This is a genomic window from Hydrogenophaga crassostreae (assembly GCF_001761385.1).
Classification (GTDB): domain Bacteria; phylum Pseudomonadota; class Gammaproteobacteria; order Burkholderiales; family Burkholderiaceae_C; genus Hydrogenophaga; species Hydrogenophaga crassostreae.
In genome coordinates this window covers 4,767,483-4,781,660 of record NZ_CP017476.1, presented here as the reverse complement: position 1 = coordinate 4,781,660, position 14,178 = coordinate 4,767,483, and the positions used below count along the sequence as shown (strand labels likewise).

Genomic DNA, 14,178 nt, shown 5'->3' with positions numbered 1-14,178 from the left:
TCCCAGACCACCTCAACACTGACCGCAACCCCGTTTCTGGAGCCCGACATGAACCCCACACTTCCCGCCGATTGCCTCATGCTGGCGCGCGGCCAGGCTTTGTCGACGCTGGTCGACCCCCAGGCGCCCATGTGGCAAGTCGAACAAGGCATGTTGCTGGTCAAGGGTGCGCAAGCTCCGGGCGAAGCCGCCTGGCACCTGGCCCTGCCCGGTGACTGGCTGAACCTGCCCCGTGCCTGCGGTCTCGACGAAGGCACCCAGGCAACGGCCTTGTTGCCCAGCCGTTTGCGCACGGTGCCCCAGGTCGACCGCCTGAGTCGCGAAAGCCTGCTCGGCCGGCTGGTCGCGCAGCAGCAGCGTTGGAGCATGCATCTGATGGCCCTGCGTTCGGGTCCTGTGGAGCGGCGCATCCGCCACCTGCTGACGCTGATCCGCCTGGCCACGGGCGGCGCGCGTCAGGGCGCCTCCGTGGCGATGCCGGTCCTGCGCGACATGGCCACGTTGGTGGATGCCGTGCCCGAGACCGTGTGCCGTGTGCTGGTGCGCTTGCAGCCGCGCCAGCGCGAACGGGCGCCGAGAAGTCCGCAGCCTGCCCTGGCCTGAGGGTGCGATGACGGCCTTGCCCAACCAACCCCTCACCAACCCCAAGCCCCCATGTTCAGAAAGTCCCTCTCCATGAACCCCCGCAAGAAACCCCCTTGTGTTGCCGGCCTTGCGCTGGCCCTGCTGATCGCTGCGCAATGGCCCGCCACCGCGCTCGCCGCTGATACCTCGCCCGCCGCCCAACTCCAGCACTGGAGCACGCAGGCGGGCAGCCCCGGCAATGCCCAGCGCGGCCAAACCTTCTTCAACACCCGGCATGGCGCCGAATGGTCTTGCGCCTCCTGCCACGGCACGCCGCCCACCGCTCAGGGCAAACACGCCAACACCGGCAAATCCATTTCCCCTTTGGCGCCCGCTTTCAACCCCAAGGCTTTCACCGACACCGCCAAGGTCGACAAATGGTTTCGCCGCAATTGCAACGACGTGCTCAGCCGCGAATGCAGCGCCGGCGAGAAGGCCGATGTGCTGGCCTATCTGAACAGTCTGAAGTAAGGCCTTCGGGTCTCACGCGCCTCCCAACGCTTCATCCGGAAACCACCATGAACACCTTGCCCAACAACCCGACCGCTTTGCGCCGGAACGCCCGTGCCTGTGCCTTTGCCCTCAGCCTGTTCGCGATGGGTGCCGCCCACGCCGATGGCGGGCGCATGATGCCGTCCAGCATTCCGCCGGCCTACACCGCCGAGTGCGCCGCCTGCCACACCGGCTACGCGCCGGGCTTGCTGCCAGCACGCTCCTGGGCCCGCATCATGTCTGGTCTGGACCAACACTACGGCTCCGATGCCTCGCTCGACCCCGCCACCGTGAAAGCGCTCAGCGGCTGGCTGCAGGCCAACGCCGGCACCTACAAGCGCGTGGCCGAAGAGCCCCCGCAAGACCGCATCACGCGCTCGGCCTGGTTCGAACGCAAGCACCGCAAGGTCGACGATCCGGCGGTCTGGAAACTGGCCAGCGTCAAGAGCGCGGCCAACTGCGCCGCCTGCCACACCGGGGCCGACAAAGGCCGTTTCGATGACGACAACCTCCAGTTCCCCGCCGGGCTGCCGCTGCGCTTTCGCCTGGCCTTCATGGACTGATACCAGGAGACACTTGCATGCAAGCCCACCCCTCCCTCGCCGCCAGCGCTGACGTCGTCTCCCGCACGCCCAGCGCCCCCAGCCGCCTGGTCACCGACGCGCCCACACGCATGTTCCACTGGCTCTTTGCCCTGAGCTTTCTCGGCGCCTACCTCACCGCCGACGGCGAGCGCTGGCGCATGCTGCATGTGACGCTGGGCTACACCATGGCCGGCCTGCTGGCGTTCCGCGTGCTCTACGGTCTTTTGGGTCCGCGCCAGTCTGGCCTGGGCCTGTTGTGGCGCAAGCTCGCCGGTGCGCCCGCCTGGCTGGCCTCTTTCAGGAACGCCAGGGCGATATCGGCCATCAATTGGCGCCAGGGGCAAAACCTGGTGATGGCGCTGGCGGTGGTGGCGCTGCTGGCCATGGTCGTGCCGCTGACGCTGACGGGCTACGCCACCTTCAACGATTGGGGCGATGTGCTGGGGGGCGATTGGCTGGGCGAGCTGCACGAATTTTTTGGCGAAGCGATCCTGTTCGTGGTGCTGGTCCACATTGCCCTGGTGGCAGGCCAGAGTCTGCTGCGCCGCAAGAACCAGGCTTTGCCGATGCTGACGGGCCGCGTGGCCGGCCCCGGCCCCGATCTGGTGAAGAAAAACAGGGTCTGGCTCGCGGCCTTGTTGCTGATCGCGGTGTTCGCCTACGGCGCCTGGGAATGGCAACAATCGCCCAATGGACTGATTCCCACAGGCGCTTTCAGCGGGGCATCCCTTGACCATCAGGGGCGTGATGACCATGACGATTGACGCGCTCCGCTGTTTGAAATCCCTTGCCAGGAGCAAGCCATGAATGTTTACATGTGTGTGGTCTGCGGTGTCGTCTACGACGAAGCCGCCGGCTGGCCTGACGAGGGCATTGCGCCCGGTACTCGCTGGGCCGATGTGCCCGCCGACTGGCGCTGCCCGGAATGCGGTGTGGGCAAGGCGGATTTTGTGATGAGCGCGATCTGAGGTCGTGCCTTCGCTGGCACTGGTGGGCATTGAAGGGCCATCGCGCAAGGATTTGACGCAAATGCTATCCGATGCACCTCAGGCGGCGGTATAAGCGCCGGATGCGCTCTCACTTTACCGCCCGCCCATGAACCCGGATGCCCCGGCCGGACTGGACCCCGCCATCGCCGCGCAGCGCCTGCGAGACGAAGGGCCGAACGAGCTGGGCGTGAGCCAGCGCCGCACGGTGCTCAACATGGCCGGGGATGTGGTGCGCGAGCCCATGTTCCTGCTGCTGATGGGCGCGGGGTCGATCTACCTCGCCATGGGTGACGCCCATGAGGCCATGATTTTGCTGGGCTTTGTGGTCATCATCATGGCCATCACCGTCTTGCAGGAGCGCCGCACCGACAACGCCCTGGAAGCCCTGCGCGATCTCTCCAGCCCGCGCGCGCTGGTTCTGCGCGGTGGCGAAACGCTGCGCATCCCGGGGCGCGAGGTGGTGCGCGGGGATGTGTTGCTGCTGGCCGAGGGCGACCGCGTACCGGCCGATGGCTTGTTGCTGCAGGCGCACGAACTCGCGACCGATGAATCGATGCTGACCGGCGAGTCCGAGGCGGTGCCCAAGCAACTGCCGGCGGGCCAGGTGTTTGCCGGCACCATGGTGGTCAGTGGTCAAGGCATGGTGCGCGTGACAGCCATCGGGCGCCACACCGAGCTCGGGCGTATCGGCCAATCGCTGCAGACGATTGGTTTGCAAGCCTCGCCGCTGCGCGAAGAAATGGCGCGGCTCACGCGCCGACTGGTGGTGATCGGCGTGGCGCTGTGCGTGCTGCTGTCCGGGCTGTTCTGGTTGCTGCGCGGGGGCTGGCTGGAGGCGGTGCTGGCGGGCATCACCCTGGCCATGGGCATCTTGCCGCAGGAGTTGCCGGTGATCATGATCGTCTTCCTGGCGCTGGCCGCGCGCCGCATGGCCGTGCAACAGGTGCTGACGCGGCGCCTCAACGCGATCGAAACCCTGGGGCAGACCTCGGTGCTGTGCGTCGACAAGACCGGCACCCTGACGCAAAACCGCATGGCCGTGGCGGCGCTCAGCGCGGCCGGGCAGACGCTTGACACCCAGGCGTTGTCGCCCGACAGCCTGCCGGAGCCCTTTCATGAACTGATCGAATACGCCGTGCTGGCCAGCGAAATCGAGCCGCATGACCCGATGGAGAAAGCCTTTCACCGTCTGGCGGGCACGCAACTGGAAAACACCGAGCACCTGCACCCCCAATGGACGCTGGCGCGCGAGTACGAACTCTCGCCCGAGTTGCTGGCCATGAGCCATCTCTGGCGCGACAGTGGCAAGGCCCAGGATGTGGTCGCCGCCAAGGGCGCGCCCGAGGCGGTGGCCGATCTCTGCCATTTGCCGGATGCCCAGCGCGAACAAGTGGCCGCGCAGGCCGCTGCCATGGCCGACCGCGGCTTGCGGGTGCTCGGCGTGGCCAAGGCGCGGCACCGCGCTGAGCGCGATTGGCCCGAGATTCAGCACGATTTCGATTTTGAGTGGGTCGGGCTGGTGGGCCTGGCCGATCCGCTGCGGCCCGAAGTGCCCGAGGTCGTGGCGCAATGCCGGCGTGCCGGCATCCGCGTGGTGATGATCACCGGGGACCATCCGCGCACCGCCGCCGCCATTGCCCGGCAGGCTGGCATCGAGAGCGATGGCGTCGCGACCGGCGACGACATCGCCGCCATGGACGCGGCCACGCTGGCGCGGCGCGTGGCCGCCGTCAACATCTTTGCGCGCGTCAAACCGCAGCAAAAGCTGGCGCTCGTGGAGGCCTTGAAAGCGCAGGGTGAGGTGGTGGCCATGACGGGTGACGGCGTGAATGATGCGCCCGCGCTCAAGACCGCCCACATCGGTATCGCCATGGGCCAGCGCGGCACCGATGTGGCGCGCGAAGCGGCCTCGCTGGTGCTGTTGCAAGACGACTTTTCGTCCATCGTGCAGGCTATTCACCGCGGCCGGCGCACCTTCGCCAACCTGCGCCAGGCCATGGTCTACACGCTGGCGGTGCACGTGCCCATCATCGGGCTGGCGCTGTTGCCCGTGCTCTTTGGCTTGCCGCTGGTGCTGGCGCCGTTGCACATCGCCTTTCTGGAGCTGGTGATCGACCCCGCGTGTTCGCTGGTGTTCGAGGCTGAGGAAGGCGACGCCGATCTGATGGAGCGCCCGCCGCGCAGCACCGCAGAGCCCTTGTTGTCGGTTGCCCATGTGGCCCTCAGCCTGTTGCAGGGCGGGCTGGTGACGGCAGCGGTGGTCGGGCTGTATGCCGGGCTGCTGGACCAGGGCGTGGCCGCCAGTCAGGCGAGCGCGGTGGCTTTCGCGGTGCTGGTGCTGGGCAACGCGGTGCTGATCCTGCCCAGCCGCTCCAGCCGTCAGGGCTGGCGCGTTTTGTGGGTTGGGCTGACGGCCGTCAGTGGCTGGGTGCTGGGTGCCACTTTGCTCGCCTTGCTGGCGATCACCAGCCTGCCCTTGCTGTCCGCGCCGTTTGGATTCGAGCCGCTGGCCCTGACGCAATGGCTGTTGACGTTGGCGGTCGGCGGGAGCCTGCTGCTGCCCTTTCAAGGCAGCAAATGGCTGGTGGGGCGCTTGCAGGCGGGGGGTCGATCAAGGTAGTTGGTGGGGCGGGTTCGCCAGAGCGCTTTCATGGCGTTCTGAGGGGTGCCGCGGCTTTGGGCTGGGCGTCCATAGTCTTCTCCGGGAGGGTCGCTTTGCCGGGCAGCGGAATGCGGGTCAAGCGCACCACTTCACCCGTGACCGGATGCACATAGGCCTCGATCGCCGAGCCGCCATGTTCGACCGCGTAAAACTCGTGGCACCTTTCGCTCGATAACTTGAAGGTCACCAACAAGTATGTGTCTGCCTGGAAACGCTTGCGCGCTTGTGCTTCCGACATCCAGGTGGATTGCGGGGCATCGGTGCAGATCACCCGGTCTTTGGGCTCACTGGCCAGGGCATGGCCAGAGCCGATGCCGATCAATGCCATCGAAGCCGCGGCCAGGGTCCGGATGCGGTGTGTGAACGGGTAGCGGGGTTGTTGCAGGGGTTGCCTTGTCACGGTGATTCGCCGGTGGTGGTGCAGCGCTTGAGGTTGCGTCAACCACCTGAACGGCGCCTTAAATCACACTTGGAGTCAGCTGCCTTCCGGGCGCCTGGCGCCATTTCCTACAATGTCCGGGATTTCCCCCTTTCAACCGACCCGGGTTCCCCCATGTCCATGTCATTCATCCGATTCTCCGACCTCTGTGCCAACGGCCAAGCCGCTGGCAAACGCGTTTTCATTCGCGCCGACCTCAACGTGCCGCAAGACGACGCCGGCAAGATCACCGAAGACACCCGCATCCGCGCCAGCATCCCGGCCATACAAATGGCGCTGGACGCCGGCGCTGCCGTCATGGTGACCTCGCACCTGGGCCGCCCCACCGAAGGCGAATTCAAGCCCGCCGATTCCCTGACCCCTGTGGCCGCCCGGATGGGCCAGCTGATGGACCGCAACATCCGCGTGATCGCCGACTGGGTCGATGGCGAGTTCTCGGTGGCGCCCGGTGAAGTGGTGATGCTGGAAAACTGCCGTCTGAACAAGGGCGAGAAAAAGAACGCGCCCGAACTGGCCAGGAAGCTCGGCGGCTTGTGCGACATCTTTGTGCACGATGCCTTTGGCACCTCGCACCGCGCCGAAGGCACGACCTATGGCATCGCCGAGACCGCGCCCATCGCCTGTGCAGGCCCCTTGCTGGCGGCCGAGATGGACGCCATCGGCAAAGCCCTGGCGAATCCGAAGCGCCCGCTGATTGCCATCGTGGCCGGCAGCAAGGTCAGCACCAAGCTCACCATCCTGCAGGCCCTGGCCAAGAATGTGGACGGCCTGATCGTCGGCGGCGGCATCGCCAACACCTTCATGCTCGCCGCTGGTTTGAAGATCGGCAAAAGCCTGGCCGAGCCCGACCTGATCGGCGAAGCCAAAGCCGTGATCGACGCCATGCAGGCGCGTGGCGCGGCCGTGCCGATCCCGACCGACGTGGTGTGCGCCAAAGAGTTCAGCCCCACGGCGAAGGCCACCGTCAAGAAGGCCACCGAGGTGGAAGACGATGACCTGATTCTGGACATCGGCCCGGAGACCGCAGCCACTCTCGCAGCCCAGCTGAAGCAGGCCGGCACCATCGTCTGGAACGGCCCGGTGGGCGTGTTCGAGTTCGAGGCGTTTGAAAACGGTACCAAAGCAATCGCCAAAGCGATCGCCGAGAGCAGCGCCTTCAGCATCGCTGGCGGTGGCGACACCCTGGCCGCGATTGCCAAGTACGGCATCGAAAAAGACGTGGGCTACATCTCCACCGGCGGCGGCGCTTTCCTGGAGGTGCTGGAAGGCAAGACCTTGCCGGCGTTTGAGGTGCTGGCTCGGCGGGCGAAGGGTTGATTCAGCGATTGGCGGGGGACGAAAATTCCCTTGCCTTTGCCGATTTTGATGTCTCACTAGGCAAACGGTGCGACCCGGAAACCGCTTGAAGGCAAGCAACTTATTGAAGTAGCCGAACACATGCGAATCGTGTCCTTTGTGAGAGTTCGGTGAGATACGAACTACATCAAAATTGGAGATCAGGGAATGGCAGGGGATCCACTCAAGCAACCACGTCAGGAAGTTGCTGCAGCGGCGAAAGCCCTTGCTGACATGCGTGAAGCCAAGTCGCTGGATGAATTTGAAATGGAGTGGCGAACATGTTTGAATCACCTGGAGAAGGCTTGGCAAAAGACCGAGCGGTGTTGTCAACCTGTACGCGCACAATTCGAGCCTTGGCAAGGACAGTTCCGCAAACTTCGCAAGAAGGACATGCTGCTCAGGTATTTGAAGCAAGCACGTGATGCGGATAATCATTCGGTTCAGGACGTCACCAAACTCCAGCCCGGATCGCGTGGCTACAAGTTTTTGAATTCGCGTGGCGGCTACATAAAGAATATGGAGATTCGTAATGGTGAGGTCGTTCACTACGAAGGTGACCCCATGATTGTTGAGGATACGCCGCCTCACCCGATCGCGGTGCCTGTAAAGAACCATGGAGAGTGGTTCAATCCACCAACTTCCCATCTAGGCCAAGCCATCCCCGCGCCACATCCAAGCCTACTAGCTGAACTCGGCATCAAGTTTTATTCAGAATATGTCGAGCAAGTCTGGGAAAAGTTCTTTGGCTTTGACCACTAACAAGTAACTCCGCCGGCGCGGCTGTGCAGTAGGTAGTGATAGTTCAGGGTAGCCTCCCTCATTTCGACGCAAGGGCTAGGCCAGCGCAAGGAGTGGTCCCGTTTGGGGCCGGGAAAAGCAGGAAGTAGTGATCCGAATTTCGGAGGTCGTTGGAGAGGCGCGTAACAACATTGCATTCCACCGTCTCGAACTTGAACACCAGCACTCCGAATCGCCGTGTCGGTCGATCACCGTTTCACAAACGTCCGAGCCACCTGCAGCCACACCACCGCCCAGGCCGAGCCAAATGCCCAGCCACCGATGACGTCGGTGGTCCAGTGCACGCCCAGGGCGATGCGGCTAAAACCCACCAGCAGCGTGAGCAGGCCCGCGACCAGCAAGATATAGAAGCGCTCCTGGGGGCACCTGCGGGTGGCGGCGATCAGGGCGCCCATGGTGAGAAAAGCGACGGCTGACATGGTGGTGTGGCCGCTGGGAAAGCTCAGGCCCGAGGCCGAGAGTTCGGCAAAGGCGAGATCGGGGCGGGCGCGACCGAACAGGTCTTTGAACACATTGACCAGCGTGGTGCCCGAGATCATGGCCACGGCCACCAGGGCGGCCAGACGTTTGGAGCCAAACAGCGCGAGGTAAGCCACGGTGATGACCGTGAGCAGGGTCAGCACCGCTTCGCTGCCCAGGGCGGTGAGATCGCGCATGATTTCTGCCAGACCGGTGTGCTGGGCGCGCAGGGCTTGCGCCCAGTGCAGGATGCGCTGATCAAAGCCCTGTGTTTCGCCTTCCACCACTTCCGAGCCCAGCTTCAAGAACACGAACACCATGGCCGCGACGAAAGCGCCCACGAGCAGCGGGCGCCAGAGGCTGCGAAAGGGGTCGGAGGCTGTGTTCATGGTTTTCTGGTCGGGATGCGCAGCACGACAAACGCGCCGATGGCCCCGGTGGCCAGCAAAACCAGCTGCACGGCTGGCCGCCCGTGAAACGTCCAGATGGAGAAGCCCACCATCACCAGCATGGAGACCACGGCCACGGTCTTGGTGCGTCGGGTCAGGCTGTGGTCGCTTTCCCAGTCGCGCAGCATGGGGCCGAACCAGCGGTGGTTGAGCAGCCATTGGTGCAGGCGCGGCGAAGCTTTGGCGTAGCAGGCGGCTGCGAGCAGGATGAAGGGCGTGGTGGGCAGACCGGGTAACACGATGCCGATGACGCCCAGCACGAGTGCAACGCTGCCGGCGACCCAGAGCAGCGCGCGCACGGTGGGCGAGCGGTGCAGGGCCGGGGGCGGCGGCGGGGCGGCTTCTTGTGAATCGGGCATCGGTCAGGCCCACCAGCCCAGCGGGCTGTGGTGCAGGGCGATGGACGCCATGAAAGCCACGCACAACAAGGCGGCAGCGAAGAACAGGGCTTTGGCCGCGCGGGTGGGCGCGCGTTTGAGCGCCATGCTGCCCAGCAGGATGTAGACCACCAGCAAGATCAGCTTGGCGCCCAGCCAGTGGTCATGCCAGGGGTTGAATTGCAGCATGAACCACAGCGTGCCGCCGGCGCTGAGCAGGCCCACATCGATCCAGACGCTCAAACCGCGCCAGATCTGGCACATGGGCCAGATCTGACCGGCCAGCACGCCCAGACCGCGCATGGCGAACAGGCTCACGCTGGCAATGACCAGTGCAATATGGGTCCAGAAGGCGAGCGGGTAGGCCCAGGCGATGGTTTCGGGTTGCATGCGCCGATCATAGGCAAACCGACGCAGGTTTTGTGGTCGCGCCTGCGAGGCCCGCGCCGGAGAAGGGGTGTGCCCGGGCAGGCCTGGCGCTCAGTCCGCCAGCGTGGGGTAGTCGGTGTAGCCCTTGGCGCCGCCGCCGTAGAAGGTGGCGCGCTCGGCTTTGTTGAACGGGCCACCGGCTTTGAGGCGGGCAACCAGATCGGGGTTGGAAATGAAGGAGCGGCCGTAGGCCACCAGGTCGGCGCCATCCTTGAGCGCCTGCTCGGACATGGTCAGGTCATAGCCGTTGTTCACCATCCAGGCCCCTTGGCCGCCCGCGCTGCGGTAGGCGGCTTTCATGGCGGCGTAGTCAAACGGACGCTCGGGCAGGTCGCGCGGGCCACCGGTGGAGCCTTCGATGAGGTGCAGATAGGCCAGTTTCATCGGGGCCAGCTCGCGCACCACGTGTTCAAACAGCGGCTGGGGCTCGGCGTCGTGTGCATCGTTGGCCGGGGTCACGGGCGACAGGCGGATACCGGTGCGGTCACCGCCGATGGCATCGGCCACGGCGGCGACCACTTCCAGCAGGAAGCGGGCGCGGTTTTCGATGCTGCCGCCGTAGTCGTCGGTGCGGCGGTTGCTGTCGGTTTTCAGGAACTGGTCGATCAGGTAACCGTTGGCGGCGTGGATTTCGACCCCGTCAAAGCCCGCGGCAATCGCGCTCAGGGCGGCATGGCGGTAGTCCTGCACGATGCCGGGGATTTCTTCGAGTTCCAGGGCACGGGGCTCGGAGGTGTCCACAAACACGGGCACGCCGTCTTTGATGAGCACGGTTTTGGCATTGGCGGTAGCCGCAGACGGGGCCACGGGCTTGCCAAAATGCGGTTGCAGTTCGCTGTGGGAAATGCGGCCCACGTGCCAGAGCTGGGTGACGATCTTGCCGCCCGCGGCGTGCACCGATTTTGTGATGGCCTTCCAGCCTTCAACGTGTTCCTGGGCGTAGAGCCCGGGCACATCGGCGTAGCCCTGCGCCTGCTGGCTGATGGCGGTGGCCTCGGTGATCAGCAGGCCGGCGCTGGCGCGCTGGGTGTAATAGGTGGCCATCAGAGGCGTGGGAATGGCGTCGGGCGCACGGTTGCGTGTGAGCGGTGCCATGACGATGCGGTTGGCCAGATGAATGGCGCCGACTTGGACAGGGTCGAACAAAGTGGTCATGGGTGGTGTGTGTGGGGGTGGGAGGAAGGAATGCGGGAAGCCTACGCCGGATGGCGCGGGGCTGCCAGCGCCTGCATGACAGGGCGTGCAGGCTGTGGGGCTCATCTCTATGCTGACAGCAAAGCGGCGCGGAAAGTCTGACAATAGTCAAATGAAATCCCTGAAAGACATTCGCCTCTCCCTGCTCGACCTGGTTGCCGTGCGCGAAGGTGGCACGGTGGCCGACGCGCTGAGCATCGCCCGCCAGACCGCCCAACACGCCGAACGTCTCGGTTTCCAGCGCTACTGGCTGGCCGAGCACCACAACATGAGCGGCATCGCCAGCTCAGCCACGGCGGTTTTGGTGGGTCATATCGCTGGGGCTACATCCACTTTGCGGGTGGGCTCGGGCGGGGTGATGCTGCCCAACCATGCGCCTCTGGTGGTGGCCGAGGCCTTTGGCACGCTGGCCGAGCTGTACCCCGGGCGCATTGACCTGGGCCTGGGCCGGGCGCCAGGCACCGACCCCATGACCATGCGGGCCCTGCGCCGCGACCGGCATGAATCTGAAGACGATTTTCCGCGCGATGTGGCCGAGCTGCAGCGCTTGCTGGCGCCCGAACAGCCGGGGCAGAAGCTGGTTGCCATGCCCGGCGCGGGTACCAACGTGCCAATCTGGCTGCTGGGATCCAGCCTGTTTTCCGCGCAGCTGGCGGCCGAGCGGGGCCTGCCCTATGCCTTCGCGTCGCACTTCGCACCGCGTTTTCTGCTGCAGGCGATCGACATGTACCGCCACAATTTCAAGCCGTCGGCGCAGCTGGACAAACCCTATGTGATCGTTGGCGTGCCGTTCATTGGCGCGCCCACCGACGCCGAAGCGCAGTACCTCGCCAGCAGCACCTACCAGCGTGTGCTCGGCATCCTGACCGGCAAGCGCGGACAGTTGCCGGCGCCGGTCGAGGGCTTCATGGAGCGCATCGACCCCCAGGCCAAAGCCGCCATTGCCGACTTTCTGGCCTGCGCCGTGGTCGGCGGTGTCGAGACGGCGCAAGCCGGGTTCCAGCAACTGGCCGACGCCACCAACGCCGACGAGTTCATGCTCGTCAGCGATGTGTTTGATTCGGCGCTGAGACTGCGTTCGCTGGACATCGCTGCACAGGCCATGGGCCTGACGGCGCCTACCTGATTTTCCATTTTTGAAGCCAGACCATGCCCCGTGCCATTCTTGAAGAAACCCACATCCACGCCGCGATTCGCGACAAGGTGGCTCAGCAACACCACGACATCGTGGCCGAAGTGAGCGCCGCTGTCGAGCGCAACGCCGTGGTCGTGGTGGGCATGGGCATGAACCCCATGTGCAAGAAGGCCCGCAAGGCGCTGGACGCCGCCGGGCAGGCCCACGCGTATCTGGAGTATGGCAACTACTTCAATACCTGGCGCCGGCGCAACGCTTTGAAGATGTGGACCGGCTGGGCCACGTTCCCGATGGTGTTCGTGAAAGGCACGCTGGTGGGCGGCGCGCAGGAGCTCGAAGCGTTGTTGGCCAGCGGCGCATTCAAAACGCTGTTGAAGTGACGCGGTGAAGGGTCGGGGATTTGCGGCCTTGGCTGAATGGAACGCAGAACGGCGCCAGACAGCCTTGCCCTGAGCCAGTGAAACACCCTGCGGGGTGCGGCAAACCCAACCAGGCATGACTTTAGGCACTGGTTGGGCGAGCGCCAAACCACTAGCCTTGGGACTTCTTGATGGCTTCAATGGGGAGGTGGTGCATGGCCGGTCACACAGTGTTTTTGGGCAAACGGAACAGGGGCCTGGAAGATCCCCGCTGGCCGCCGTTGGTTGTGGGCACGGTGTTGATCGCGTGTCTGGCCTTGCCAGCAGCGGCCGAGGCACGCGATGCGTTTGTCTGCGCGGAGCTGAAGGCGGCGGTGGCCGATGCCGGGCGCGGTTTCGCTGTGCACAAGGGGGCATTGAACCCACAAGCCAAACCATTGCCCGCAGGCGGCAAGACCTATCTCGCCAAGAAAATCCTGACTGGCGCAACGTCGTGCAGCGTGGTGGACGTGGGCATGGACGAGCCAACAATGCGGCTTCGGCAAACCGCCTACAGCTGCCAGTTTCCAGGGGTATCCAGACTCGGCAAAGACCTGCGTACCGGCTTGACCCGCTGCGTCGCCGGGGAAGTGGACGACCCTTCCGACCCGCATGACTTCACCCTCTGGGTGGACCGCGTCTCGTCGGGCGAGGGCTACCGCGGCGTTGAGGTCAACGCCCAGGCCAACACGGTGACCGGACTGACGCTGCAGGTGCGCCAGTCGGTGTGCACGAACAAGGGTGAAGGAATGGCTTGCGAAGAGTGATGGGGCCAAGCTGAGGGGGCTCAGCGGCGACCCGCCAGGTCAGTGCGTTCGAACCAGTTCGGCGGCCACCGCCATGGCGTTGGCCTGCTGGGCACCGGGTTGGTCATCGTCTTCAACCGCCACATGAAAAACGTGGCCCTTGGCGATCCACGACAGCTGGCGGCGCTGGGCCGACCAGACGGCGTACTGGCCCAGTTCGGGCACCTGGATCAGCGGTTGATTCTTGTAGCTCATCAAGACCCGCTCCCAATCTTTGGCTTCAACGCGGGTGGGCGCCTTGGTGAGCGTCAGCCGCCCTTCAGAAGGCACCTTCGCCACCATTCCAGCCATCTTGACGGCGTTCATGTGCTTCGCGGTCCAGATGTAGGTGCAAGACGGATAGGGCTTCTCCCGCCGCTTGAACACCGATTCGTTGGAGCTGCTCGGAAAAATCTTGTGCACCACGGCCACATCAAAAAACGGGCAAGGCCCTTGCGGCCCTGCTGCGCGCGCCTTGATCTGCTGAAGCCTTTCCGCTGGCGTGAGTGCATGTGCCAGCATGGGCGAACACAGGATCATGGTCAGCGCACCGAGTTGCCTGGCCCAGCGCGGAGGGCGAGCGGATGCAGGGGTTGCAGCAGACGCAGACCGGCTCAGGTGATGGGTCATTTGCATGGGCCCCTCTGAAAGTGCATGTCGCCAAAGACCTGCAAAACAAAGGCATCGGGTTTCACCGATTTCACCTTGAAGAACCCGGCGATGGTGGCCAGCTTGATTTTCCCCTCGGGTTTGTAGAGGTAGAAGTAGCCCGCTTTCATGTCCCCATGTTCTGAACCTCTGGTGGCGTAAGTGCCGTCGGGGTCCCAGCGGTAGGGGGTGTTTTCTTCGGATCGCTCCTTGGGAAACTGGATGTAGGTCTGGCACCAGTCCCCTTGCAGGTAGGCCGGCGTCAGACCCAGGTGTTCGGCGGTGGGCGTGCCGGGGTCTTTGGCCTGCGCAGCGCCTGTCACGAACAAGAGTGCCAGGAGGGTCGATGACATCACCGTGCGCCGTGCCGACGGTGGC

18 protein-coding genes are annotated in these 14,178 nt (G+C 64.7%); 11 read left to right on the top strand and 7 right to left on the bottom strand.

Annotated features, from left to right (window positions below; genetic code table 11):
* Positions 1-48: 48 nt before the first annotated feature.
* The 6 genes from LPB072_RS22205 to LPB072_RS22180 all read left to right on the top strand — a co-directional run bounded on the left by LPB072_RS22205 (position 49) and on the right by LPB072_RS22180 (position 5,309).
* Positions 49-603: a cyclic nucleotide-binding domain-containing protein gene (locus tag LPB072_RS22205; RefSeq protein WP_157559385.1), complete on the top strand. Its 555-nt coding sequence runs from the start codon at positions 49-51 to the stop codon at positions 601-603.
* Between the two features lie 51 nt (positions 604-654).
* The gene (locus tag LPB072_RS22200; RefSeq protein WP_231943347.1) at positions 655-1,095 is read left to right on the top strand and encodes a DUF1924 domain-containing protein; all 441 of its coding nucleotides are present in this window, start codon (positions 655-657) and stop codon (positions 1,093-1,095) included.
* 125 nt (positions 1,096-1,220) lie between these two features.
* Positions 1,221-1,679: a diheme cytochrome c gene (locus tag LPB072_RS22195; RefSeq protein ID WP_096349135.1), complete on the top strand. Its 459-nt coding sequence runs from the start codon at positions 1,221-1,223 to the stop codon at positions 1,677-1,679.
* Positions 1,680-1,696: 17 nt separating this feature from the next.
* Positions 1,697-2,464, top strand: a complete 768-nt coding sequence (locus LPB072_RS22190) for a cytochrome b/b6 domain-containing protein (RefSeq protein ID WP_082877173.1) — start codon at positions 1,697-1,699, stop codon at positions 2,462-2,464.
* A gap of 39 nt (positions 2,465-2,503) precedes the next feature.
* A complete protein-coding gene (locus LPB072_RS22185) occupies positions 2,504-2,668 on the top strand; it encodes a rubredoxin (protein ID WP_066096298.1) in 165 nt (54 codons plus the stop codon).
* Between the two features lie 127 nt (positions 2,669-2,795).
* Positions 2,796-5,309 carry a cation-translocating P-type ATPase gene (locus LPB072_RS22180; protein ID WP_066096295.1) on the top strand — a complete coding sequence of 838 codons (2,514 nt, stop codon included), beginning with the start codon at positions 2,796-2,798 and terminating at the stop codon, positions 5,307-5,309.
* 28 nt (positions 5,310-5,337) lie between these two features.
* Here the strand turns inward: LPB072_RS22180 and LPB072_RS22175 are convergent, their stop codons facing one another.
* Positions 5,338-5,751, bottom strand: a complete 414-nt coding sequence (locus LPB072_RS22175; RefSeq protein WP_157559384.1) for a PepSY domain-containing protein — start codon at positions 5,749-5,751, stop codon at positions 5,338-5,340.
* Positions 5,752-5,910: 159 nt separating this feature from the next.
* On the opposite strand from LPB072_RS22175, the gene LPB072_RS22170 reads away from it, so the two are divergent.
* Positions 5,911-7,107, top strand: coding sequence for a phosphoglycerate kinase (locus LPB072_RS22170; RefSeq protein WP_070263941.1), 1,197 nt, complete (start codon positions 5,911-5,913; stop codon positions 7,105-7,107).
* Positions 7,108-7,293: 186 nt separating this feature from the next.
* Positions 7,294-7,887, top strand: a complete 594-nt coding sequence (locus LPB072_RS22165) for a hypothetical protein (protein ID WP_066096207.1) — start codon at positions 7,294-7,296, stop codon at positions 7,885-7,887.
* A 227-nt stretch (positions 7,888-8,114) separates the two neighbouring features.
* Here the strand turns inward: LPB072_RS22165 and LPB072_RS22160 are convergent, their stop codons facing one another.
* The 4 genes from LPB072_RS22160 to LPB072_RS22145 all read right to left on the bottom strand — a co-directional run bounded on the left by LPB072_RS22160 (position 8,115) and on the right by LPB072_RS22145 (position 10,795).
* A complete protein-coding gene (locus LPB072_RS22160; RefSeq protein ID WP_066096204.1) occupies positions 8,115-8,774 on the bottom strand; it encodes a phosphatase PAP2 family protein in 660 nt (219 codons plus the stop codon).
* Positions 8,771-9,193, bottom strand: coding sequence for a YbaN family protein (locus LPB072_RS22155; RefSeq protein ID WP_066096201.1), 423 nt, complete (start codon positions 9,191-9,193; stop codon positions 8,771-8,773). Before LPB072_RS22155 ends, LPB072_RS22160 begins: the two co-directional genes overlap by 4 nt.
* Positions 9,194-9,196: 3 nt before the next feature.
* Positions 9,197-9,601: a SirB2 family protein gene (locus LPB072_RS22150; protein WP_066096199.1), complete on the bottom strand. Its 405-nt coding sequence runs from the start codon at positions 9,599-9,601 to the stop codon at positions 9,197-9,199.
* Between the two features lie 90 nt (positions 9,602-9,691).
* Positions 9,692-10,795, bottom strand: coding sequence for an alkene reductase (locus LPB072_RS22145; RefSeq protein WP_066096196.1), 1,104 nt, complete (start codon positions 10,793-10,795; stop codon positions 9,692-9,694).
* A gap of 151 nt (positions 10,796-10,946) precedes the next feature.
* Here LPB072_RS22145 and LPB072_RS22140 point away from each other — a divergent pair, with 151 nt between their 5' ends.
* From LPB072_RS22140 to LPB072_RS22130, 3 genes are all read left to right on the top strand, one after another.
* Positions 10,947-11,960, top strand: a complete 1,014-nt coding sequence (locus LPB072_RS22140; protein ID WP_066096194.1) for an LLM class flavin-dependent oxidoreductase — start codon at positions 10,947-10,949, stop codon at positions 11,958-11,960.
* Positions 11,961-11,983: 23 nt separating this feature from the next.
* Entirely contained in the window at positions 11,984-12,349 is a 366-nt protein-coding gene (locus LPB072_RS22135; RefSeq protein WP_066096191.1) for a glutaredoxin, read from the top strand.
* Between the two features lie 194 nt (positions 12,350-12,543).
* A complete protein-coding gene (locus LPB072_RS22130) occupies positions 12,544-13,134 on the top strand; it encodes a hypothetical protein (protein WP_066096188.1) in 591 nt (196 codons plus the stop codon).
* A gap of 39 nt (positions 13,135-13,173) precedes the next feature.
* On the opposite strand, the gene LPB072_RS22125 is transcribed toward LPB072_RS22130, so the two are convergent.
* A complete protein-coding gene (locus LPB072_RS22125; protein ID WP_066096185.1) occupies positions 13,174-13,788 on the bottom strand; it encodes a hypothetical protein in 615 nt (204 codons plus the stop codon).
* A complete protein-coding gene (locus tag LPB072_RS22120) occupies positions 13,779-14,153 on the bottom strand; it encodes a hypothetical protein (protein WP_066096182.1) in 375 nt (124 codons plus the stop codon). Before LPB072_RS22120 ends, LPB072_RS22125 begins: the two co-directional genes overlap by 10 nt.
* Between the last annotated feature and the right edge of the window lie 25 nt (positions 14,154-14,178).

Excerpts from the sequence above, each read along its gene's own strand:
- LPB072_RS22205 (WP_157559385.1), top strand. The coding sequence starts at position 49 with ATGAACCCCACACTTCCCGCCGATTGCCTCATGCTGGCGCGCGGCCAG.
- LPB072_RS22200 (WP_231943347.1), top strand. The coding sequence starts at position 655 with ATGTTCAGAAAGTCCCTCTCCATGAACCCCCGCAAGAAACCCCCTTGT.
- LPB072_RS22195 (WP_096349135.1), top strand. The coding sequence starts at position 1,221 with ATGGGTGCCGCCCACGCCGATGGCGGGCGCATGATGCCGTCCAGCATT.
- LPB072_RS22190 (WP_082877173.1), top strand. The coding sequence starts at position 1,697 with ATGCAAGCCCACCCCTCCCTCGCCGCCAGCGCTGACGTCGTCTCCCGC.
- LPB072_RS22185 (WP_066096298.1), top strand. The coding sequence starts at position 2,504 with ATGAATGTTTACATGTGTGTGGTCTGCGGTGTCGTCTACGACGAAGCC.
- LPB072_RS22180 (WP_066096295.1), top strand. The coding sequence starts at position 2,796 with ATGAACCCGGATGCCCCGGCCGGACTGGACCCCGCCATCGCCGCGCAG.
- LPB072_RS22170 (WP_070263941.1), top strand. The coding sequence starts at position 5,911 with ATGTCATTCATCCGATTCTCCGACCTCTGTGCCAACGGCCAAGCCGCT.
- LPB072_RS22165 (WP_066096207.1), top strand. The coding sequence starts at position 7,294 with ATGGCAGGGGATCCACTCAAGCAACCACGTCAGGAAGTTGCTGCAGCG.
- LPB072_RS22160 (WP_066096204.1), bottom strand. The coding sequence starts at position 8,774 with ATGAACACAGCCTCCGACCCCTTTCGCAGCCTCTGGCGCCCGCTGCTC.
- LPB072_RS22155 (WP_066096201.1), bottom strand. The coding sequence starts at position 9,193 with ATGCCCGATTCACAAGAAGCCGCCCCGCCGCCGCCCCCGGCCCTGCAC.
- LPB072_RS22150 (WP_066096199.1), bottom strand. The coding sequence starts at position 9,601 with ATGCAACCCGAAACCATCGCCTGGGCCTACCCGCTCGCCTTCTGGACC.
- LPB072_RS22145 (WP_066096196.1), bottom strand. The coding sequence starts at position 10,795 with ATGACCACTTTGTTCGACCCTGTCCAAGTCGGCGCCATTCATCTGGCC.
- LPB072_RS22140 (WP_066096194.1), top strand. The coding sequence starts at position 10,947 with ATGAAATCCCTGAAAGACATTCGCCTCTCCCTGCTCGACCTGGTTGCC.
- LPB072_RS22135 (WP_066096191.1), top strand. The coding sequence starts at position 11,984 with ATGCCCCGTGCCATTCTTGAAGAAACCCACATCCACGCCGCGATTCGC.
- LPB072_RS22130 (WP_066096188.1), top strand. The coding sequence starts at position 12,544 with ATGGCCGGTCACACAGTGTTTTTGGGCAAACGGAACAGGGGCCTGGAA.
- LPB072_RS22125 (WP_066096185.1), bottom strand. The coding sequence starts at position 13,788 with ATGCAAATGACCCATCACCTGAGCCGGTCTGCGTCTGCTGCAACCCCT.
- LPB072_RS22120 (WP_066096182.1), bottom strand. The coding sequence starts at position 14,153 with ATGTCATCGACCCTCCTGGCACTCTTGTTCGTGACAGGCGCTGCGCAG.